The organism is Brevibacterium sp. JSBI002 (assembly GCF_026013965.1).
Taxonomy (GTDB): Bacteria; Actinomycetota; Actinomycetes; order Actinomycetales; family Brevibacteriaceae; genus Brevibacterium.
Genome location: NZ_CP110341.1, coordinates 2723610 through 2745006 on the forward strand (window position 1 = coordinate 2723610; position 21397 = coordinate 2745006).

Genomic DNA, 21397 nt, shown 5'->3' on the forward strand with positions numbered 1-21397 from the left:
GGAACCGAACACACAGAGATCCCCTCGTCGGCACAGTGCTGGCGAGGGGATCTCTTATGTGCGCCGCTCGTTCACCACCATGAGCACAACCGTCTGATCACCCGCATTCGGGAGCATTGTCGCTGCCGTCGTATTCGGCAGGCAGCTGACCCGATGCCTCGAGGTCGCCTTTCAGCCACTTCGCCACGGCCCGCAGTGCGTACGGGTTCGAATCGTATGCGGTCACCGCAGACTTCGCCGCGGTGCTGCGCATCGTCCACGGAGCAGCGGTGCCTACGGCCACCTCGGCGGAGGTCGACGGGCTCAGACTCACGGAGGTTCCACCGGATCCGACGGTGAGGTCCTCGGCCTCGGCTGCTTCCTTCAGCGCCGACTTCTCCTTATCGCTGCCGCCGACGATCGAGATCGAATCGGTCCCGGTGAAGGAGCATTCGCCCTTGAGCACGGTCAGCGACTTGTCAGCCACCTCGGTGAGGACCTTCTTCGGATCCTTCGCATCCGAGTCCCCGGCCTGCACGCTCTTCTGAGCCTCGACGGTGGCCAGCTGTGCGGCGACGACGCGTTCGGACTTCTCGACGAGGTCTTTCTTCTCCAGTGTCCCGTCCCCCATCGCCTGGACGATCGCCTTCTGTGCCGCACCGGAGTCCGGGGGCATGAGAGCGATATCGGCTCCAGCGGCGAGCGCCTTGACCGTCTCTCCGCCGTTGAGGTTCTGCGGCACGGCCTTCATGTTCAGCGCGTCCGTGGTGATGACACCGTCATAGTCGAGAGTCTCCCGCAGCGCCGAGTACGCCTTCTTGTTCAGGGTCGCGGGCGTCGTCTTCGCATCGGGCAGCCCGATATGCCCCATCATCACCATCGGCACCCCTGCCTTGACCGCGGACTTGAACGGCAGGAGATCCGTGTCCTCCATCTCCTCGATCGACTTCTCCGACACCGGCAGGCTCTCGTGCGAATCCACGCCGAGGCGGCCGTGACCCGGGAAATGCTTCGCCGAACTCGACACCCCACCTGACCGGTATCCCTCGACGGCGTCGGCGACGACCTCGGCGACATCCTCGTGGTCGGTGCCGCCCGAGCGGACGTTGATCGCTTTGTCCTTCGGCCCGACCGTGACGTCGGAGTCCGGAGCGAAGTCGATGGTGAAGCCCAGATCGGTGAGGTTCTGCCCCTGCACGGTCGTGGCGTCGGTGATGAGATCGGAATCATCGGTCGCGGCCAGGCCCATGAGCGGCGGGAACGGCAGCGCTGCGGTGCCGAGGCGTGACACCGGTCCGCCTTCCTGATCCACGCCGATCGATACGGGCTGACCCTTCGACCGTGCCGCGGAGATCTGACCAGTCAGTTCCGTGACCTGGTCCTTCGTCGGGTTCTCCTGCAGGTTGTAGCCCATGACGATGACCCCGCCGAGGTGGTTCTGCTTGATCATGTCCACCGGGGTCTGCGTGTCGGTGCCTTCCCAGGTGCCGATGATGAGGGACCCGGCCAGTTCCTCGTCGGTGAAGTCGCCGACGATGTCCGCGGCCTCGTCCTTGAAGTCGGCCGGATCGGCATCGGCGGGGTTGTCCAGGGAAGATTCGGTCTGGGCTTCGGACTGCGCTTGGGTCTGAGAACCGGAATCGGCAGAGGACTTCTGTCCGGCCGTGGAGGATTCGGGCGCTGACGCTCCGCCGGAACAGCCGACGAGCGCGAGAGTCGTGGTCAGGGCCAGGAGGCTCAGGCGAGAACGCAACATGTCTCCATGCTAGACGTTCCCGCCAGCTTGCCGCCTGTTCAGAGTTCTTCGTGAGCGGCCAGGCGGCGGGCGGTCTCCTTCGCTCCTCGTTCGTGCAGCGATGTCAGTGCCTTGAGATACGGTTCGGTGAACCTCGGCTCCTCGGCCAGCGGACCGAAGAACTGTTCCTGCCGGACGAAGGCCAGCGGGTCCTCTCCCTGTGTCGCGGCAACCGCCTGCAGTTCGTCGGCATAGCGGTCGACGATGGTGAACCGACCGCCGGATTCGTCATGCCCTTCGGCATACCGAGCCCACGAGGCGCAGATCGCCGCGGCCACCTCGATCGGGCGGCCCGAGGCGAGGTTGTCCTTGACGACCGGCAGCAGCCATTTGGGGATCCGGTCGGACGACTCTGCGCCGAGGCGGGCGAGGGTGTCGCGGATCTCCGGGTTGCTGAACCGTTCGATGAGCGAGTCCTTGTAGGCGTCCAGGTCGATTCCGGGCAGCGGCGCCAGGCTCGGTGTGCCTTCCTCGTCCATGTATCGGCGCAGGTAGACGGGGATGTCCGAGTTCGCCATCGCCTCATGGGCGAAGGTGTACCCGCCGAGGAGACCGAAGTACGCGAGCCCCTGATGCCCGGAGTTGAGCAGCCGCAGCTTCATGTGCTCATAGGGCTGCACATCGTCGACGACCTGCACCCCGGCCTCTTCATAGGGAGGACGGCCAGAGGTGAAATCGTCCTCGAGCACCCATTGGAAGAAGGGCTCGGCGACGACCGGCCAGGCATCGGTGACGCCCGTGTCGGCGAGCAGGTCGGCCCGGTCGCCGTCGGTGGTGGCTGGGGTGATGCGATCGACCATCGAGTTCGGGAACGCCACTGACTCGGCGATCCATTCGGCAAGTTCGGCATCGACGAGGCGAGCGAAGGCAGAGAACATCTTCGCCGCCACATCGCCGTTCTCCGAGATGTTGTCGCACGACTGCACGGTGAACGGTGCGACTCCGGCCTCCCGCCGTGCGCGCAGAGCGGAGACGACATAGCCGAAGACGGTGGCCGGCAGCTCCCCTGCCCTCACGGCTTCGACATCGGCGACGATCGTCGGCTCATCGGTGATGAACTCTCCGGTGATGGGGTTGACGTTGTATCCGCCCTCGGTGACGGTCAGGGAGACGATCCGGATCGCCTTATCGGTGAGCAGGTCGAGCAGTCCCTGCGGATCATCGGGCCCGAACCGGTAGTCGATGATCGACCCGATCACCCGACGCTCCTTGGTTCCATCGGCGTGTTTGAGCGTCAGCGTGTACAGGTGGTCCTGGTCGGCGAGAGCATCGCGCATGGCCACGTCGTGGGGCAGCACCCCGGCTCCGACGATCCCCCAGTCGCTGGCGAGCCCAGCCCCAAGCAGGTCGTCGAGGACCATCGCCATGTGCGCGCGGTGGAATCCGCCCACTCCGAAGTGGACGATGCCGGGGCTCACGGCCGACCGATCATAGGAGGGGACGGCGATGCCGTGGTCGGCCACCTCGGCGAGGTTCTGGGCATTGAGTGTCAGCGCGGTGGTCGATGCGGTCATTTGACGGCTCCCATGGACAGGCCCTGGACGAGTTTGTCCTGGGCGGCGATTCCGGCCACGAGCACGGGCACGGAGATGATGAGCGACGCCGCGCACACCTGCGCCAGGAACAGTCCCTGGGAGGTGACGAAGCTGGTGAGGAACACGGGGGCCGTCGACGCCGCCGTGGAGGTGAGCACGGTGGCGAAGAGGAGTTCGTTCCACGAGAAGATGAAGCAGATCAGGGCGGTCGCGGCCAGTCCGGGCGCGGTCAGCGGCAGCAGGATCTGCATGAATACACGCGGCAGGCGGGCGCCGTCGAGTTCGGCGGCTTCGAGGACTTCGACGGGCACCTCGGCGAGGAAGGAGCGCATCATCCACACCGCGATCGGCATGTTCATCGCCGAGTAGATGATGATGAGCAGCAGCCAGGTGTCGAGGATGCCGAAGGATTTCGCGACGAGGTAGACGGGCAGGAGGCCCGCGACCATCGGCAGCATCTTCGTCGACAGGAGGAAGAACAGCACGTCCGACCAGCGTTCGATGCGGCGGATCGCCAGTGAGTATGCAGCCATCGTGGAGAGGACGAGGACGATGAGGGTCGAGACGATCGCGGCGACCGCTGAGTTGATGAGGAACGGCCACGGGCTCGCGCCGTTGCCGCCGCCGAAGAAGTTGACGAAGGACTCCAGCGTCAGCGGAGCGAAGTAGCTCGGCGGATTCGTCGAGGCGTCGGTCTCCGCGTGCAGGCTGGTCAGCAGCATCCACAGCAGGGGTGAGACGAACAGGAGTCCGACGAACCAGGCCAACAGGCCGAGCAGGATCTTGCCCGCCCGCCCTTGGCCGGGCCGCCTCGGTGCGTTCGCCTTTCGCCGAGGCGGCTGTGCGGATCCGGGTCCGCCCGGTTCGGTCGGGGTGGGGGTCACCCCGGGTGCGGGGTGGGCGTCGACGGTGAGGTCGGGGGTGCTCATGAGTTCTCCTCCTTGAGCAGGGTCGATGCGGTGCGCAGGGCGAAGGTCGCGGTGATGAGGGAGGCGATGACGACGATGACGCCGACGGCGGAGGCGACTCCGTAGTCCTGAGCGACGAAGAACTCCTGGTAGATGACGTACGGCAGGGTGGCGGTGCCGAGTCCTCCGGAAGTCATGGTGAAGACCATGTCGAAGTTCTGGACGATGTAGATGGTGCCCAGCAGTGCGGCGAGTTCGATGTATCGGCGCAGGTGGGGCAGGGTGATGAAGCGGAAGGTCTGCCAGGGTCCGGCGCCGTCGACGAGGGCCGCCTCGTAGACGTCCATGGGTCGTGACTGCAGTCCGGCGAGCATGATGAGCATCATGAACGGCGTCCACTGCCAGACGAGGACGATCCCGATGCCCAGCAGCGGGTTCGAGGTCATGAGGTCCGGCTGCGGGGCGTTCTCCCCGAACACGGTGGTCAGCAGTCCGTTGATGAGGCCGTACGAGGGGTTGAAGATCGCGTGCTTGAACAGCAGCGCGGCGGCGACGGGGACGACGAGGAACGGGGTGATCATCAGGGTGCGGACGAGACCGCGGCCGATGAACTTCCGATCGAGCAGCAGGGCGATGCCCAGGCCCAGCAGAGCCGAGGCCAGCACGACGCCGACCGTGAGCCCGACGGTGACGATGACGGCCTTGAGCAGGTTCGCATCGGTGAAGACGGTGACATAGTTCTGCAGCGTCCCGAAGCTGATGTCATCGGGGTAGGCGGCGTTCCAGTTCATGAACGAGATGATGATCGTGATCGCGAACGGGATCTGAGTGACGAGGATGACGAAGATCAGCGCCGGCAGCATGGGCGCGCGTTTGAGCCATCGGTCCTTGGCACGGGGTTTCGGCGGCGAGATCGGCTGCGATGCACGCTCGGCGGCTGGAGCTGACACTTCGAACATCCTTCGTCAGGCGGGTGGTTGCGGTCAGGCGGTGGTGCGGTCAGGAGGCGGTGCGGACGGGCCGGGGCCGCCTCGGGGAGGGCGATCGCCACCCGCCCCGAGGCGCTCGGTCATTTCTTGTACTTGTCTCCGACCTTCTCGGCTTCCTTCTGACCTTTCTCCAGGGCCGCATCGGCCGTGGTGCGACCGGCGATAGCGGAGCTGACGTCTTCGGAGATGCCCGTGGCGAGGTCCGCGAATTCGGGGATCGTCACGAACTGGACTCCCAGCGTCGGCCGCGGCTGGACTCCGGGGCTGACCGGATCAGCCGAGTTGATGGCGTCCTCGGTCTGCTGGTAGAAGGGCTTCGCGGCCTTCTGGTACTCGGGGTTCTCGTAGGTCGAGGTCCGCTTGCCGGCCGGCACGTGCTGCCAGCCGAGCTCCTCGGCGACGGTCTCCTCGTAGTCCTTCGACGAGGCCCAGGCGACGAACTGCTTCGCCGCGTCCTGGTTCTTGCCTGCGGCCTGGATGCCCCATGCCCAGGTGTAGAGCCAGGAGCTCGACTCCGTCTCCTTCACCGGCGCCGCGACGTAGCCGATCTTGCCCTTGACGGGAGAGTCGTCGGCCTCGAGGGTTCCGGTGGCGGCCGTCGAGTCGTACCACATGGCGACCTTGCCCTGCTGCAGGTTGGTCAGGCACTCGGTGTAGCCGGCCTGCGGGGCACCGGATTCGCCGTGGTCCTTGATGAGGTCGACGTAGAAGTTCGTGGCTTCCTTGAATTCCTTGGAATCGACCTGTGCGTTCCAGTCTTCGTCGAACCAGGTTCCGCCGAAGGTGTTGACCACTGTCGTCAGCGGAGCGAACATCTCACCCCAACCGGGCAGTCCGCGCAGGCAGATGCCCTTCGTGCCCTTCTCGGCACCGTCGACCTTCGCCGCGAGCTTCGCGACTTCGTCCCAGGTCGGCTTCTCCGGCATCTCCACGCCTGCCTTGTCGAAGATGTCCGTGCGGTACATGAGGAACGAGCCCTCACCGTAGAACGGCTCACCATAGACCTGGTCGTCGACCGTCATCGACTCGGCCATCGGCGCGAGGATGTCGTCCTGGTCGAAGCCCTCGGCATCGACGACGCCTTCGTCCATGGGCGTCAGCCACTTGTTCTTCGCGTAGGTCGGGATCTCGTAGTTCGACATCGAGGCGACGTCGTAGTTGCCGGCCTGAGCGGCGAACTCCTGGCCGATCTTCGCCCGCACTTCGTTCTCCGGCAGCACGGTGTAGTTGACCTTGATGCCCGTTTCCTTGGTGAAGTGGTCGGCCGTGAGCTTCTGCAGGTCCTGCATCTGCGGGTTGTTGACCATGAGGACGTTGACTTCGTCGCCGCCGCCCCCGGCCGAGCTGCCGCCGGCACCACCGCAGCCGGACAATGCCAGTGCTCCCACCATGCCGATGGCCGCCCAGGTGGCTCTCCGGCCCGTGATCAGGTGTTTCATCGTTGTGCCTTCCCTCGTCCTTGCGGGATCGCAGCCCGCCGTCGGTTCGCTGCGAGAAAATCATATGAGCATCTGTGCTCATATGTGCAATACTGTGTCACGAACCAATCAGATGTGCAACACTTCACATATGAGCGAACACAAAGTCGTCGACGCCGAAGGGAGGCCCATGTCCACGGTGCCCACCGCCCGCCACCGCCGCTTCCTCGCACAGCTGGCCCGCGATCACTACCTCGAGGGGCGGTCCAAGGTCGAGATCGGCAAGGCGAACGGGCTCAGCCGGTTCCAGGTCGCCCGCCTCCTCCAAGAGGCCGTCGACACCGGAGTCGTGACCATCACCATCGAAGCCGATGCCGGTGAAGCCGATGGCCTGGCCGAGCAGGCTGCCGCAGCGCTCGGCCTCGACTCGGTCATCATCGTCGACATCCCCGACGAGACCCAGGCCTCCCAGCAGATGGGTCGAGCCGCGCTGTCGCTGGTCGGCCGCCACGCCCATGCGGGGATGCGCATCGGCCTGTCCTGGTCGCGCACCTTGGATTCCGCGGCCGCGTTCACCCCGGCCCTGCCCCGCTGCACGATCGTCCAGCTCGCCGGGGCGCTGCAGCTGGAATCGCACCGTCCCAGCTCGGAGATCTTCACCCGGCTGGGTCAGGATCCAGCCGTGAGCATGGTCCGCCTGCCTGCCCCGCTGCTTGTCACAGAGGCCGGAACCGCCGCTGACCTGCGGGCCCTGCCCGAGATCTCCGGGACCTTGGCCGCCGCCGATGACCTCGACCTCGCCGTGGTCTCCGTGGCCTCCTGGGCCGAAGGTCTGTCCTCGGTGTGGGAGAAGTGCTCCCCCGCCCAGCGTCAGGCCGGCATCGCCGACGGTGCCATCGCCGAGGTGTCCGGACGTCTCTTCGCCGCCGACGGAACCGATGTCACCACGATCGACGATCGCGTCATCGCCGTCACCCTCGATCAGCTCCGCCGCGCTTCGACGACCGTGGGAGTCGCCCGTGGAGCCGAGCGCGCCCGCGCGGTCCGTGCCGCCTGTGCCGCCGGGATCCTCGATATCGCGGTCATCGACCGTGCGTTGGCCGATGAGATCCTCGCCGAGGCGGCCGACCCCGGTGCCGCGCCAGCTGAGGAGGAGTTCCGATGAGCACGGCTCGCAGGTTCGTCGCCGGTGTCGACTCTTCGACCCAGAGCTGCAAGGTCGTCATCGCCGATCCGGACTCCGGTGACATCATCCGCACCGGTTCGGCTCCGCACCCTCCCGGCACCGAGGTCGATCCCGAAGCTTGGTGGACGGCCCTGCAGGAGGCGATCGCGGCTGCCGGCGGACTCGACGATGTCGCGGGGCTGAGCATCAGCGGTCAGCAGCATGGACTCGTCGCCCTCGACGCCGAGGGCCGCGTCATCCGCGATGCCCTGCTGTGGAACGATCTGCGCAGCAAGGTCGCTGCCAGAGACCTCATCGCCGAGGTCGGAGCCGCCGACTATGTCGCACGCACCGGGGTCCTGCCCGTCGCCTCCTTCACCGCCGCCAAACTGCGGTGGCTGCGCGATGCCGAACCGGACAATGCCGCCCGGGTCGCCGCCGTCGCCCTGCCGCATGACTGGCTGAGCTGGCGCTTTCTCGGCTACGGCCCTGCCGACGTCTCCGTCCGCGGTCCTGTGCTCGAGGCTCTGGTCACCGACGCATCCGACGCCAGCGGCACTGCCTACTTCGACCCTTCCGCTCCTGGCTACGATCTCGATCTCTTCCGCATCGCCTTCGGTGCGCCCGCCCGTGAGGCTGCGGGCCTGCCGTGCGCCGCGGATACGGACGTGGAGGCGGAATCACCGGACGTGGACGGGGACGGGGACGGGCAAGCCGCCTCGGCGATCATCCTTCCCCGCGTCCTCGCCCCCAACGAGGCGGCCGGGCACAGCCCGGACGAAATCCTCGTGGGCCCCGGGGCCGGCGACAATGCGGCCGCGGCGCTGGGACTCGGGGTCACCTCGGGGGATCTCGTCATCTCGATCGGAACGTCCGGCACGGTCTTCGGCACCACCGACCTGCCCATCGCCGATTCGTCCGGCGCGGTCGCCGGTTTCGCCTCGGCCGACGGCGGGCGCCTGCCGCTGGTCGCCACGCTCAACGCCGCCCGCGTCCTCGATTCGGCGGCGAAGCTGCTGCGGGTCAGCCACGACGAACTCGCGGCCCTCGCGCTGGCATCTCGGCCGGGAGCGGACGGGCTCACGCTCGTGCCGTACTTCGAGGGCGAGCGCACCCCGAACCTGCCCGATGCCACGGCCCGCCTCGAGGGGATGACCTTGGCGAACTCCGCGGCGGAGAACGTCGCCCGTGCCTTCGTCGAGGGAATGCTGTGCGGTCTGGCCGACGGGCTCGATGCGGTGCAGGCGCAGGGGCTGGAGGCCGGACGGCTGCTCCTCATCGGCGGGGCGGCACGCAATCCTGCCGTCCGTGAGGTCGCCCGCGATATCTTCACCGTGCCCATCGACGTTCCCGAGCAAGCCGAATACGTTGCCATCGGTGCGGCCCGGCAGGCGGCGTGGACGCTGTCGGGGAGCCTGCCGGACTGGAGCGTCGAGCTCGTCGCCACTCTGCATCCGCGGCCATCGCGGGTGCGTCAGCAGTACCGGTTCTTTGCGGCGCAGACGGCTGCACAGCAGACGGCAAACACCGTCTCGCCGGGCCACACGACGTCCGAAACAACTTCGTCAGAACCCTCTATGACCGAACGCTCATCGTCCGAGCTCTCTTCCTCCCAACGCTCATCGTCCGATCAATCACTGACCGATCACCGTGGATCTTCGGGTGCGCACGCATCCGTGAAAGGTTGAGAACAATGGCCACAGTCACCTTCGACAAAGCACTTCGTCAATACCCCGAGGCACTCAAGCCCTCCGTCGACGAGGTCAGCCTCGACATCGCCGACGGGGAGTTCCTCGTCCTCGTCGGCCCCTCGGGCTGCGGGAAGTCGACGACCCTGCGCATGCTCGCCGGGCTCGAACCCGTCGATTCCGGGCACATCCGCATCGGCGACCACGATGTCACGGACCTCTCCCCCAGGGAACGCGATATTGCGATGGTGTTCCAGAACTATGCGCTCTACCCGCATATGAGCGTGCGCGAGAACATGGCCTTTGCCCTGAAGATCGCGGGAGTCGCCAAGCAGGAACGCGATCAGCGCGTCGAGGAGGCAGCCCGCCTGCTCGACCTGGAGCCGTACCTCGACCGCAAACCGAAGGCGCTGTCCGGCGGGCAGCGACAGCGAGTGGCGATGGGGCGTGCCATCGTCCGGTCCCCGCAGGTCTTCCTCATGGACGAGCCGCTGTCGAACCTCGATGCGAAGCTGCGGGTGCAGACCCGCGCGCAGATCGCCTCCCTGACCCGCCGCCTCGGCGTCACCACCGTCTACGTCACCCACGATCAGGTCGAGGCGATGACGATGGGCGACCGGGTCGCGGTCCTCGCCGACGGCCGCCTGCAGCAGGTGGACACTCCGGCGAACCTCTACGACCGACCGGCGAACCTCTTCGTCGCGGGCTTCATGGGCTCGCCGGCGATGAACCTCGTCGACGTGCCGGTCGAGGGCACGTCGCTGCGCCTCGGCGATGTCGAGCTGTCCCTGACTGCGCAGCAGCGGGACCAGGTCACCGGTGAGACGGTCACCGTCGGCATCCGCCCGGAGGATCTGCAGGTCACCGAGACGCAAGGCCTCGAGGTCACCGTCGATCTCGTCGAGGAGCTCGGCGCCGATGCCTACGTCCACGGTCGAGCAGTCCTGGCCTCGGGCGAGAAGACGGTCGTGGCGCGTGTCGCCGGTCGGTCGACGATCCGTCGCGGGGACACCGTGCGCGTCGCTCCCGATGCGGCGCGCCTGCACCTCTTCGACACCGATTCGGGCAGCCGATTGGCCGAGGACGCACGCCGCGCCGCGTGATCGGTGCGCCGCGTGACCGGCGGGGCGACGAAGGCGAGCGCACCCCGGGAGGGTGGGGCCGCCTCGGCGGGGATGCGGGGCATCACACAGCTCGAAAGTCGCCGCTGAGTCAGGGGAATCGGGCGTGCGCGATTATGATCGGATCATGGTCGATTTCGCACGCTCTCCCCGCTCCACCCTCGGTGTCGAGTGGGAACTGGCTCTGCTGGATTCTCGCAGCCTGGATCTGACCCCGGCCGCCGAGACTCTGTTGGCGGATGTGGCCGAGCATGCGCCCGAATACGAGAAGCACATCGTCGGAGAGATGCTGACGAACACCATCGAGCTCGTCACCGGCGTGCACAGCCAGGTGTCGACCGTCGCTGAGGATCTGGCCACCTCGATCGGGGCGCTGCGGAAGCTGACCGAGGCACGCGGTGTCGAACTCATGTCGGCGGGCACCCACCCGTTCGCGCAGTGGCAGTCGCAGGAGGTCCGGGCGAAGGACCGTTATCTCGAACTCGTCGATCGCACCCAGTGGTGGGGCCGGAACATGCTGATCTTCGGTGTCCACGTCCACGTCGGCATCGACTCGCGCGACAAGGTGCTGCCGATCGTCAACGCACTGCTCGCCTATGTCCCGCACCTGCAGGCACTGTCCGCGTCGTCTCCGTTCTGGGGAGGCACGGACACCGGCTATGCCTCGAACCGGGCGATGATGTTCCAACAGCTGCCGACGGCCGGTCTGCCGTTCCAGTTCGATGCGTGGGCGGACTACGAGAAGTACGTCGACGATATGCTCACCACCGGCATCATCGACAACATCAACGAGATCCGCTGGGACATCCGCCCCGCACCGCACTGGGGCACCGTCGAGGTCCGTGTCTGCGACGGACTGCCGACGCTTGAGGAGATCCTCGCGGTCACTGCGTTCATCCAGTGCCTCGTCGATGACATGTCCGAGCGCCTCGACGCCGGTGAGACCCTGCCGACGATGCCCGATTGGTTCCACAACGAGAACAAATGGCGCGCCGCCCGCTACGGCATGGACGCGATCATCATCGAGAACGCCGCGGCCGACGAGCGTCTCGTCACCGAATGCCTCGCCGATGAGATCGAGCGGCTCTCGCCCGTCGCCGAACGCCTCGGCTGTGTCGACGAGCTGCACTCGATCACCTCGATCATCGAACGCGGCGTGCCTTACCAGCGCCTGCAGAAGGTCTTCGGCACCACGGGTTCACTCACCGAGGTGACCCGCTCGCTCATCGGCGACCTCCGCAACTCCTACAGCTGACACCTCTTTCCTCGATTTGTTGGGTCGATCCGCGGCGGTTCCCGCGCCGAAAGTATCTATTGCTGACCAGATTGTGAGTCCTGCTTCATCGAGACACGGGTGGAGTGTCGAGAAACGCACGTGCGCACCCGTTTTTCGACACTCCACCCGTTTCTCGGCAGCAGGCAGGCGGGCGCCCACTCACAAGTGAGGTCGGAGCAGCTCCAGCAGCGCCGGCAGCGCGGAGGCGACTCCCGGATGCAGTTCGTAGTCGTTGAGGTCGTCCAGCGGCACCCACGCCAGCTGGATGCTCTCGGGGTCGTTGATGACCGCGTCGAAGCGGCGCAGGGTCTTCGCGATCACCGTCGTGTACGACCAAGTGTCCAGGTCGAGGACGTGCGTCTCGAGGATCTCGATGCCCGATCCGTCCTGGTCAGGCACCCCGGCCTCTTCCCAAGACTCACGGACAGCGGCCTCGACCGCCGACTCGCCCATATCGCGGGCGCCGCCGGGGAATCCCCAGGTCCCGCCCTCGACCGACCACAGCGCCCGGTGCTGCATGAGCACTCCGCGCTCGGGATCGACGAGCATGAGCCCCGCTGCCCCGTTGAGGCCCCAATGCTTCTTCCCATCGGCCCCGTACGTCCACCCGTCACCTGATCGCCGAGGCGGCCGACCGTCGGGCAGGCGCGTGGAGTTCGCCGCCTGTGCATTCTGCTCGGCGGCGCTGTCGGAAGTTGCGCTTTCGGAGGCAGCACCTGCGGCAACATTCGGATCGTTTTCAGACGAGGACATGATCGACATCCAAAGAGGAGACGGCGGCGAAGGACAGGTCGCTCGGTCCGATTCCGCGGGAGACGAGCTCCGCACCGAGTGCTGCGACCATGGCTCCGTTATCCGTGCACAGTTTCAGCGGCGGCACCCGCAGCGTCACGCCCGCCTCGGCGCAGCGGTCTGCGAGCACTTCACGCAGGTGCGAGTTCGCGGCCACTCCACCGCCGAGGACGACGTGGTTGATACCTGTGTCGGCCGCAGCGAGCAGAGTCTTGGTCACGAGCACGTCGACGACGGCGTCTTCGAACCCGGCGGCGATATCGGCCACCCGCAGGTCCGCACCGCGAGTCTCGGCTTTCGTCACCTCACGCAGGGCTGCGGTCTTCAGCCCGGAGAACGAGAAATTATACCGACGCTCGGGGTCGCGCAGGTCCTGCTTCTTCGCGAGTCCGCGCGGGAACTTCACTGCCTTCCGGTCGCCGGGGATCCCGGTGCCGTCGAGCAGGCCGAGAGCAGCCTTCGAGATATTCGGTCCGCCGGGATAGTTGAGCCCCAGCAGGCGCGCCGTCTTGTCGAAGGCCTCACCTGCGGCATCGTCGATGGTGGCTCCGAGGAGTTCGATGTCCTCGACGACGTCGCCGATGCGCAGAATCTCGGTGTGCCCACCGGAGACGAGCAGAGCGATGGTCGGAGTGGTCAAACCGTCGACATCCTCGGCGACGAGGTCGACGGCCACATGCGCGGCCAGATGGTTCACCCCGTACAGCGGTTTGCCCAGCGCCGCGGCCAGCCCTTTGGCCGCGCCGACCCCGACCATGAGTGCACCGGAGAGACCAGGTCCGGCGGTCACGGCGACGGCGTCGATGTCGGACAGCTCCACCTCGGCGGTCTCACAGGCAGAGGCGATGGCCGGGCCGATGGCCTGCACATGCGCGCGGGAGGCGACTTCCGGCACGACTCCGCCGAAGCGGACGTGCTCGTCCATCGACGAGGACACGGTGTTCGTCAGCAGTGTGCGTCCGCGGACGATGCCGACCCCGGTTTCGTCGCACGAGGATTCGATGCCCAGGACGAGCGGTTCGCTCATGCCTCGCCCTCCGTGCCGTCCGCAGTCTCTGCGCTTTCGAGGTCGAGGTCGGAATAGGTGGCGACGAGTTCGGGTTCGGTCACCTCGGCGATGTCGATGCCGAGGGTGCGGGCGAACAGGCGCAGATGCGTGTCCCACATCGGCCCCACCTCGGCGGCCTGACCGCGGGCGGTCTCGGCATCAGGCGCGGTATGAGTGAACACGAGCAGGGTCTCCTGACCGGTCTCCCCCTCGATCGGCAGCAGGCGGAGACCGAGCACTCCGAAGTCGTCGAGTTCGAGCAGCACGTGATCGAAGTCCTCGCAGCTGAGGACAGATCCATTCAGATCGATGTCCTCGAGCGCGAACGTGATCGTGCGCGTCTCTCCGTCCTCGCCGAGGCGGAACGGCGCGAACCATGTCCGCACACCATCGGAATCGGTCAGTGCGTTCCACACGGTTTCGACGTCACGTTCGAGGAGCAGCTCGATGACGAGATCGGTGCCGTTCTCCCAGGTGACCAGGCGCGGGCTGGTCCCACTCATGCTTCCACCCAGGCGCCGTCGAGGGCAGCCTTCTCATCAGGACTCAGCTGCATCTCGGTTCCGGCCAGCAGCTCGGTGAGCTGTTCGGGCACGCGCGCCGAGGCGATCGTCGAGGGGATGAAATCGTGAGTGAGCTGCCAGGCGATGGCCGTGGCCGTCATCGTCGCCCCGTGATCGGCGGCGACATCGTGGAGGACTTCGAGCGCACCGAGGGCCTTCTGGTCGTCGACGAAATCGGCCACCCGGTCACCGCGGACGCTGCCTGTGGCGTCGCCCCCGGTGTGCTTGCCGGTGAGGAACCCGGAGGCCAGTGAGTGGAAGGGCAGTTCGGCGATGCCCTCAGAGCGCAGGTACGCCTGCTTCTGCGGATCGACCGCGGCGCGGGAAACGAGGTTGAACCGGTCTTGGACGACTCGGTAGCAGGCCAAAGAGAACTTCGTCGAGATCTTCCGGGCCTTCTGCAGTCGTTCGAGGCTGAAGTTCGATGCCCCGAGGTAGCTGACTTTGCCGGAGCGGACGAGCGCGTCGAAGGTCTCGGCGACGGCAACCTGGTCGACGTCGTCATCGTCTCTGTGGGCGTAGTAGACGTCGATGTGGTCGGTGCCGAGCCGGCGCAGGGAGTCGTCGACGGCGATGCGGATATTCGCCGGGTCAAGGCCCATGCGCTTGGGATGCATGCCGACCTTGGTGGCGATGACCATCTCGTCGCGGTTGCCGCGAGCCTTCATCCATTCCCCGATGATCGTCTCGGATTCCCCGCCCGAGTTCCCCTCGACCCAGGCCGAGTACGCATCGGCGGTGTCGATGAAGTTTCCGCCGGCCTCGGCGTAAGCATCGAGAACAGCGAAGCTCTGATCCCGATCCGCACCCCAGCCGAAGGGATTGCCGCCCAGCTGAAGAGGGTGGACGAAGAGATCGGTATCTGCCAATTGCACACGTGTCATGCCCTCCAGACTACCCGTTTGACCTCCACGGCTTCGGGGCAGGACCACCTCTCGGAACTCAGGTTAGGCTAAGCTATAGATACGCAATGATGCCGATCACACCGCCTCGGCGGCGAACCAGCATTCGGTTGGCCGCACTCCCCCAAGGAAACATCATGTATGAACAGTTCTCCGCTCGCCTCAAGGCAAGCACTGCCACCATCCACGACGAGGTCGAGCACACCACGTTCATGGTCGACCTCATGGAAGGACGCCTCGACGCAAGGGCCTACGCTCTCCTGCTCAAGCAGTACGACGTCATCTACAGCGTGCTCGAGTCCAAGTCACGGGAGTTCGCCGATGATCCGATCTTCACGCCGTTCTTCGACGCTCATCTGTTCCGAGCCGACCGCATCGCCGCTGACCTGGCCGCGCTCGACGGCACCGGGCTGCCGGTCATGCCCAGTGCCACCGCCTATGCCGCGCACCTGGCGGGGCTCGAACGGGCAGAACAGGTCATCGCCCACCACTACACGCGCTACCTCGGCGACCTCTCCGGCGGTCAGGCGATCGGCACCCTTATGGGCCGACACTACAGTCTGCCGGCGACCTCGCTGACGATGTGGGACTTCGCCGAGCTCGGCAAGACGAAGCCGTACAAGGACGCCTACCGCCGACTCCTCGACCAGGTTGCAGCGACCGGCGGTGACGAGCAGATCGTCGTCAACGAGACGATGGAGGCATTCCGACTCAACGGAGCGCTGCTCGTCGACCTCACCGAGGCGACCGAGAGTCGCGCGGTTCCGGTGCCCTAGGGCGCGACTTGAGAAGGATCAGCCGCCGATCCGCAGACGCATGAGGATTCCCGCGGCACCTGGATAGTAGTCCGGACGCCGCCCCCATTCCTCGAACCCGAAGGATGCGTACATCGCCAGCGCCGCAGCATTGCGTTCGTCGACCTCGAGGTGGACGACCTCGGAGCCGCGTTCCCTCGCCCAATCGATTCCCGCCTGCAGCAGGGCGCGACCGATGCCTGTACCACGTGCCGCCTCGGTGGTGGCGATCGTCATCACGTCGGCTTCCGCACCGGCCCCTGACATGACGATCCACCCGGTCAGCTCCCCCGCCGACGCGGTCCTGGCGGCGAGCATGACCGTGCCGTTCTGCGCCTTGACCGACCAGTAGTAACCGAGCGTCCAGGCTGTGGGTCCGAAGATCGCCGCATCGTGGTCGGCCACCTCGGCGAGGTCCCACCAGGGAAGCTCGGCGATGGTCAGGGAGGTCATTTCAATGAGCTCTCGCGTACCGGGGTCGCTTTCGCATCGGGTTCGCGCAGGTACTCGGGGATCGGGTCGGCAAGGTCTCGACCGGCGGCGAGTTCCCGTGCCGCCGCGAAGGCAAGATATTCGGCACGAGGATCCGTGATGGACTCGGTGCTCGAGGCTCCGAGGACGTCCGGATAGAGGAGGAATCCGCGGCCGAGCTTCTGATCGATCGTATCGAGCCGGTAGCCGTTGTCGGCGAGAACTGAAGCAACCTCGGCCGGTTTGGCCACGAACGGTCCGGCGTTCAGCGTCGCGTCGGCGGAGTCGTAGACGCTGAAGTAGACCTCTTTGCGGCGGGCGTCCGAGGCGATGAGGACGGGGCTGCCGAATGCGTGCGCGGCGGGCGACGCGACCTCCGACGCAGGTGCTGGGGTGCCTTCGGCACTGCGGGCGAACTCTTCGGCGATCGCGGCTTGGGACAGCAGTCCCCTGACAGGAATCCCGCGGGCCTGACCGACGGCGATTCCGGCGGCGATGCCCACTCGCAATCCGGTGAAGGGTCCGGGTCCGATGCCGACGACGACGAGTTCGGGCTGGGCATCCTCGGCGAGCACGCTGGCGAGCGCAGGACCGATGAACTCAACGTGTCGACGCTGGTCATCGGCCTGTTCGGCGGCGATGACCGCACCGGTGTCCGTATCCACGAGGGCCACGGAGGCCGACTGCGAGGTGTCGATGGCCAGAATGATCATGATTCGTCTCCCTCATTCGCCGAGTCCTCGGCAGACAGATCCGCAGGGGCCGGGTCGTCGACTCGCACGCCTGCCAGTGCCGAGACAGCAGCCTCAACCGCCGGCATGCGTTCGATCCAGGCATCCCCGCGACCGACGAGGTCGACGGTGCGCCGTTCGTCCTCCACCTCGTCCTCGTCGTCCACACCGACCGACTCATCGTCCCCCGCGTCTTCGTCCCACACCGGGGTGATGGTGATGTCGAGGTGATCGCTGCTGAGCTGCTCGGCCAAGCCGGCTCCCCACTCGACGACCGTGATCGACTCGTCCAGTTCGGAGTCGAGGTCGAGATCTTCGAGCTCCTCCCCGTCGGCCAACCGATACGCATCCACGTGGACGAGGGCAGGCCCGCCCGAGCGCGACGGGTGTTCGCGGGCGATGACGAACGTCGGCGACGTGATCCGCCCGGCCACGTCGAGGGCTTTGCCCAGCGACTGTGTGAACGTCGTCTTCCCCGCTCCGAGGTTGCCCGTGAGGATGAGCAGGTCACCGGCGCGCAGATGCTCGGCCAGGGCTGCAGCGAACGTGCGCATCTGTTCCAAGGATTCGAGATGGACCCTCATCGGCCGTCTCCCTTCCGGGCGACCCGGTCGACGCGGGCGCTGAGCTGGGTGACGATCTCGTAGTTGATCGTGTTCGCCCAGGTCCCCCACTCGGCCGCGCTCGGCCCACCTGGGCCGAAGATGACGACCTCGTCGCCGATGGCCACCTCATCGTTGCCCGCCCCGATGTCGATGATCATCTGATCCATGGCGATGCGCCCGACGACGGGGTACCGACGATCCCGGATGGCCACCTCGGCGCGGTTCGAGGCCGCCCGCGGCAGTCCGTCCCCGTACCCACCGGGCACGAGCGCGAACCGGGTATCGGTCGCGGCGGTGAATGTCAGCCCGTAGGAAGCGCCGTGACCTGCTGGGATGTCCTTGAGATTGATGACGCTGGAGGTCAGCCGCATGACCGGCCGGAGCCCGAGGGCCGCCGGATCTCCGTCTTCCAGCGGGGACAGACCGTAGAGGGCGAGCCCCACCCTCGCCGAGGTGCCCGGGCACGGTCCCAGGGTGAGCGCTCCCGGCGAGTTCGCGATGTGCACATCCAGGTCATCCGATTCGCCGAGGCGGCCGTCCGCGGCGTCGAGCACCGCCCGAAGCTGCCCGTGGGCGGAGGAGAAGACCGCGCTCTGCGCTGCGGTCTCCGGGCGTTCGGGCTCGTCGGCAACCGCGAAGTGGCTCATGATCCCGACGATGCGGATATCGGCGCCGGCCTCGGGATTCCCGGAGTCGTCGGTGCGGCTGTCTCCGGCGTGGCGGCGCAGCCAGTCGAAGGCACGGACGAGCGCTTCCGGGGACAGACCGTTGCGGCCGAGACCGGTGTCGATCTTCAGATGGGCTCGGGCGGTGATGCCGGTGCGCCAGGCCGCCGCTGCGAGTCGGTCGAGGGCCCCGACCGTCGAAATGCCCAGTTCGATGTCGGCGCGCACCGCCTCGTCGAGGTCGGTGGTCGGTCCGTAGAGCCAGGCGAGGATCTGCGCTTCGGGGCCGAGCAGGCTGCGCAGACGAAGGGCTTCGGGGATCGTGGCCACACAGAACTCGCGCCATCCGGCGGAGAAGAGAGCAGGTGCGACGAGGTCGATGCCGTGCCCGTAGGCGTTCGCCTTGACGACGCATTTGAGGCGGGCGGGTGAGAGGCGATCGGCAAGGACGGCGGCGTTGTCGCGCAGGGCCGCCTCGTCGATCTCGGCCCGCACGAGAGCCTCGGGGATGTCGAAAGATGTCACTGGATAAGACTACCGCCGACCTCCGCCGACCAGCACCTTCGCTACGCTGATCCCCCGCGGCATTCGGCTCCGGTGCCGGTGTCGCAGGTGCAGCCGACGTCGTGTTCGGCGAAGACCGGCTCGACGAGCCATTCGATGAAGAAGGAGACATCATGCACACCACACCAGCCCGCATCCTCGCGATGGTGGTCGCGGCCGTCCTGTTTGCGACAGGCCTCACCGTGATCGGACAGACCGGTTCCGCCGAGGCAGCCGCGAAGTACTGCACCGGCGTCGAGTCGAACAGCTCGGTGACGGCTGCGAAGGCCATCGAGGTCAAGCAGCGGTCGACGACCACCGCCGATATCTACCTGTGCAAGAAGTCCGGCGACCGGTACGTCCGCGACAGCGGCCCGTTCAAGGCCCGCCTCGGCTACAACGGCACCACGTCGAGCAAACGGGAAGGTGACGGCAAGACCCCGAAGGGTGTGTTCTGGATGCGCAATGGATTCGGCACCTCGGCGAATCCCGGGTTGGGCAAGCCGTGGACGAAGGTCACCCGCGATCATGTCTGGGTCGACGGTGACGCGACGAAGGCCGAGGGATACAACACGATGCAGCGGAAGTCCGAAGGGTACGAGGGTGAATCCCTCTACCAGCCGAAGCCGTACAAGTATGCCCAGGTCATCGGCTACAACGAGGCTCGCACACCGGGGAAGGGATCGGCGATCTTCCTGCATGCGAACACAGAGTCGATGAAGACCGCCGGCTGTGTGTCGATGTACGAGTCCAGCCTCGTCAAGGCGATGAAGTGGGAGGGCACGACGAAGACGCAGATCCTCATCCACTGAGGCGGGTGAGCCGATTCAGTCGGTGCCGTGGATGAGTTCGCCGACCACCTCGGCGATGGCATCGGCGAACCCGGACGCGGTCACCGCGCATCGGCCGGCCTCGTTGTGCAGCAGCACTCCGAGTCCGGCCAGGCGAGCCCACTCGCGAGGTGGACGCGTCCGGTCGTCGCTGTCGTAGCGGCCGTGGGCGGCGGTGATTGCGGCGAGCGTGCCGAGGATCCCGGCGAGCACGTCGCCGGAGCCCGCCGTGGCGAGGGTGCCTGGCCCCGGGGCAGGCAGAACGACGTGCCCGTCGGGGGCGGCGATGACCGTGTGATGGCCCTTGAGCAGGACGATCGCGCCGGTCAGCTCCGCGGCCCGCCGAGCCCACCGCATCGGGTTCGTCCCGATCCGACCGGCGGTGATGATCTCGCCGAGGAGGCGGCTGAGCAGCCGTGCCAGTTCGGCGGCGTGCGGGGTGATGATGAGCGGGCGGTCGGCCAGCCAGGTGCCTGCCATCGTTTCGGCGCGGGCGATCATGTCGAGGCCGCCTGCGTCGACGACGACCGGTGTGCGGTTGCCGGCCAGCGCCTCGGCGACGCCTTGCACGAATTCGGATTCGGGGTCGCCCGGGCCGAGGACGACGGAGTCGATGCGGCCAGAGGCGTTGACGACCTCGGGGTGGAGACCGAGGACGTATTCGGCGACGAGCGGTGAGCCGAGGTAACGGACCATGCCCGCTCCGGTGTTCACCGCCGAGGTGGTGGTGAGCACGCCCGCGCCGGGGTAGTCCTCGGAGCCGGCGAGGACCCCGGTGACACCGCGGGAATATTTGTGCCCGGCCTCATCGGGGCGGGGGAATCCGGAGACGAGATCATCGCGATCGAGCAGCTCCGCGGCGGCCGAGCTGGGGTCGAGGCCGAGGCCGATATCGATGACGTCGATGGTTCCGGTGAACTCGTCCGCGCGCGTATCGATGAGTTCGGTCTTGAGTCCGCCGAAGGTCACAGTGCGGTCGGCGTGGAGTCGTTTCTCGGCTCCGGTGTGGTTCGGGTCGAGGTCGGAGGGGATGTCGACGGCGATGAGGCGGCCGGTGCGGTGCGGGACCCAGTCGGCGATGAGTGAGCTGATGTGGTCGGGCAGACCGCGTCGACCGCCGGTGCCGAGGATGCCGTCGAGGACGAGATGGGCGCGGGAGAGTTCCCGCAGAGCATCGGCGCGGGCGGCGTCGGCCTCGGAGGATGTGAACGCGATGACCTGTGCCCCGGCACGGCGCGCGGCAGTGAGCCCCTCGCCGTGAGTACGGTCGAAGAGAGTGATGATGGTGACGGCGGCACCGCGCCTGCCCAGTGTCGCCGCGGCGAAGAGCGCGTCCCCGGCGTTGTTGCCCGGCCCGGCCAGCACGCAAACCCTGGCCCCGGTGACCTGTCCGTGGTCGGCGGTGAGGGTGTCGATGCTGATGTTCGCCAGCGCCCGGGCGGCTCGGGCCATCAGCGGGACACCGGCCTCGAGGAGAGGCGCCTCGGCCTCCCTGATGGTCTCGCTCGGGTAGGCGAACACACTCATCGACTGCTCCTCTTCACGACGCGGGTCCTGGTTCGTTGTCGCCCTGTACAGG

General features: G+C 66.8%; 20 protein-coding genes. 6 read left to right on the forward strand and 14 right to left on the reverse strand.

Annotated elements, in window-relative coordinates; all coding sequences use genetic code 11:
* Positions 1 to 97: 97 nt before the first annotated feature.
* From LJ362_RS12400 to LJ362_RS12420, 5 genes are all read right to left on the reverse strand, one after another.
* Positions 98 to 1735: a glycoside hydrolase family 3 N-terminal domain-containing protein gene (locus LJ362_RS12400; RefSeq protein WP_264799347.1), complete on the reverse strand. Its 1638-nt coding sequence runs from the start codon at positions 1733 to 1735 to the stop codon at positions 98 to 100.
* A gap of 38 nt (positions 1736 to 1773) precedes the next feature.
* Positions 1774 to 3288 carry a mannitol dehydrogenase family protein gene (locus LJ362_RS12405; protein ID WP_264799348.1) on the reverse strand — a complete coding sequence of 505 codons (1515 nt, stop codon included), beginning with the start codon at positions 3286 to 3288 and terminating at the stop codon, positions 1774 to 1776.
* Positions 3285 to 4238 (reverse strand): carbohydrate ABC transporter permease, encoded by a 954-nt coding sequence (locus tag LJ362_RS12410; RefSeq protein WP_264799349.1) that lies wholly within the window; start codon positions 4236 to 4238, stop codon positions 3285 to 3287. The genes LJ362_RS12405 and LJ362_RS12410 overlap by 4 nt, the downstream gene beginning before the upstream one ends.
* On the reverse strand, positions 4235 to 5176 hold the full coding sequence (locus tag LJ362_RS12415; protein ID WP_264799350.1) for a carbohydrate ABC transporter permease: 942 nt from the start codon (positions 5174 to 5176) through the stop codon (positions 4235 to 4237). The genes LJ362_RS12410 and LJ362_RS12415 overlap by 4 nt, the downstream gene beginning before the upstream one ends.
* 110 nt (positions 5177 to 5286) lie before the next feature.
* Positions 5287 to 6645, reverse strand: a complete 1359-nt coding sequence (locus tag LJ362_RS12420; protein WP_264799351.1) for an ABC transporter substrate-binding protein — start codon at positions 6643 to 6645, stop codon at positions 5287 to 5289.
* A gap of 130 nt (positions 6646 to 6775) precedes the next feature.
* On the opposite strand from LJ362_RS12420, the gene LJ362_RS12425 reads away from it, so the two are divergent.
* The 4 genes from LJ362_RS12425 (at position 6776) to LJ362_RS12440 (ending at position 11853) form a co-directional block, all read left to right on the forward strand.
* A complete protein-coding gene (locus LJ362_RS12425; protein ID WP_264799352.1) occupies positions 6776 to 7789 on the forward strand; it encodes a sugar-binding domain-containing protein in 1014 nt (337 codons plus the stop codon).
* Positions 7786 to 9477 carry a xylulokinase gene (locus LJ362_RS12430; protein ID WP_264799353.1) on the forward strand — a complete coding sequence of 564 codons (1692 nt, stop codon included), beginning with the start codon at positions 7786 to 7788 and terminating at the stop codon, positions 9475 to 9477. Before LJ362_RS12425 ends, LJ362_RS12430 begins: the two co-directional genes overlap by 4 nt.
* A 5-nt stretch (positions 9478 to 9482) precedes the next feature.
* A complete protein-coding gene (locus LJ362_RS12435; protein WP_264799354.1) occupies positions 9483 to 10580 on the forward strand; it encodes an ABC transporter ATP-binding protein in 1098 nt (365 codons plus the stop codon).
* 145 nt (positions 10581 to 10725) lie between these two features.
* The gene (locus LJ362_RS12440; protein WP_264799356.1) at positions 10726 to 11853 is read left to right on the forward strand and encodes a glutamate--cysteine ligase; all 1128 of its coding nucleotides are present in this window, start codon (positions 10726 to 10728) and stop codon (positions 11851 to 11853) included.
* A 180-nt stretch (positions 11854 to 12033) separates the two neighbouring features.
* Here the strand turns inward: LJ362_RS12440 and LJ362_RS12445 are convergent, their stop codons facing one another.
* Genes LJ362_RS12445 through LJ362_RS12460 form a run of 4 tightly spaced genes read right to left on the reverse strand, consistent with a single transcriptional unit; the run spans position 12034 to position 15161 of the window.
* Positions 12034 to 12627, reverse strand: a complete 594-nt coding sequence (locus LJ362_RS12445) for an NUDIX domain-containing protein (RefSeq protein ID WP_264799358.1) — start codon at positions 12625 to 12627, stop codon at positions 12034 to 12036.
* Complete coding sequence (gene tsaD / locus LJ362_RS12450; protein WP_264799359.1) at positions 12614 to 13693, reverse strand: tRNA (adenosine(37)-N6)-threonylcarbamoyltransferase complex transferase subunit TsaD; 1080 nt, start codon at positions 13691 to 13693, stop codon at positions 12614 to 12616. Before tsaD ends, LJ362_RS12445 begins: the two co-directional genes overlap by 14 nt.
* Positions 13690 to 14217, reverse strand: coding sequence for a hypothetical protein (locus tag LJ362_RS12455; RefSeq protein WP_264799361.1), 528 nt, complete (start codon positions 14215 to 14217; stop codon positions 13690 to 13692). Before LJ362_RS12455 ends, tsaD begins: the two co-directional genes overlap by 4 nt.
* The gene (locus LJ362_RS12460) at positions 14214 to 15161 is read right to left on the reverse strand and encodes an aldo/keto reductase (RefSeq protein ID WP_264799362.1); all 948 of its coding nucleotides are present in this window, start codon (positions 15159 to 15161) and stop codon (positions 14214 to 14216) included. The genes LJ362_RS12455 and LJ362_RS12460 overlap by 4 nt, the downstream gene beginning before the upstream one ends.
* Before the next feature lie 155 nt (positions 15162 to 15316).
* Between LJ362_RS12460 and LJ362_RS12465 the strand changes: the two genes are divergently transcribed.
* Entirely contained in the window at positions 15317 to 15955 is a 639-nt protein-coding gene (locus LJ362_RS12465; RefSeq protein WP_264799363.1) for a heme oxygenase (biliverdin-producing), read from the forward strand.
* Positions 15956 to 15973: 18 nt separating this feature from the next.
* On the opposite strand, the gene LJ362_RS12470 is transcribed toward LJ362_RS12465, so the two are convergent.
* From LJ362_RS12470 to alr, 4 genes are read right to left on the reverse strand one after another with little or no spacing between them, the layout of a single operon-like run.
* On the reverse strand, positions 15974 to 16426 hold the full coding sequence (locus LJ362_RS12470) for a GNAT family N-acetyltransferase (protein ID WP_264799364.1): 453 nt from the start codon (positions 16424 to 16426) through the stop codon (positions 15974 to 15976).
* Positions 16423 to 17157, reverse strand: coding sequence for a tRNA (adenosine(37)-N6)-threonylcarbamoyltransferase complex dimerization subunit type 1 TsaB (tsaB, locus tag LJ362_RS12475; protein ID WP_264799365.1), 735 nt, complete (start codon positions 17155 to 17157; stop codon positions 16423 to 16425). The genes LJ362_RS12470 and tsaB overlap by 4 nt, the downstream gene beginning before the upstream one ends.
* Positions 17154 to 17759 carry a tRNA (adenosine(37)-N6)-threonylcarbamoyltransferase complex ATPase subunit type 1 TsaE gene (gene tsaE, locus LJ362_RS12480; protein WP_264799366.1) on the reverse strand — a complete coding sequence of 202 codons (606 nt, stop codon included), beginning with the start codon at positions 17757 to 17759 and terminating at the stop codon, positions 17154 to 17156. Before tsaE ends, tsaB begins: the two co-directional genes overlap by 4 nt.
* Positions 17756 to 18970: an alanine racemase gene (alr, locus tag LJ362_RS12485; protein ID WP_264799367.1), complete on the reverse strand. Its 1215-nt coding sequence runs from the start codon at positions 18968 to 18970 to the stop codon at positions 17756 to 17758. The genes tsaE and alr overlap by 4 nt, the downstream gene beginning before the upstream one ends.
* 152 nt (positions 18971 to 19122) lie before the next feature.
* On the opposite strand from alr, the gene LJ362_RS12490 reads away from it, so the two are divergent.
* Positions 19123 to 19800 (forward strand): hypothetical protein, encoded by a 678-nt coding sequence (locus LJ362_RS12490; RefSeq protein ID WP_264799369.1) that lies wholly within the window; start codon positions 19123 to 19125, stop codon positions 19798 to 19800.
* 15 nt (positions 19801 to 19815) lie between these two features.
* Here LJ362_RS12490 and LJ362_RS12495 read toward each other — a convergent pair whose 3' ends face one another.
* Complete coding sequence (locus LJ362_RS12495) at positions 19816 to 21345, reverse strand: bifunctional ADP-dependent NAD(P)H-hydrate dehydratase/NAD(P)H-hydrate epimerase (protein ID WP_264799371.1); 1530 nt, start codon at positions 21343 to 21345, stop codon at positions 19816 to 19818.
* Positions 21346 to 21397 lie beyond the last annotated feature (52 nt).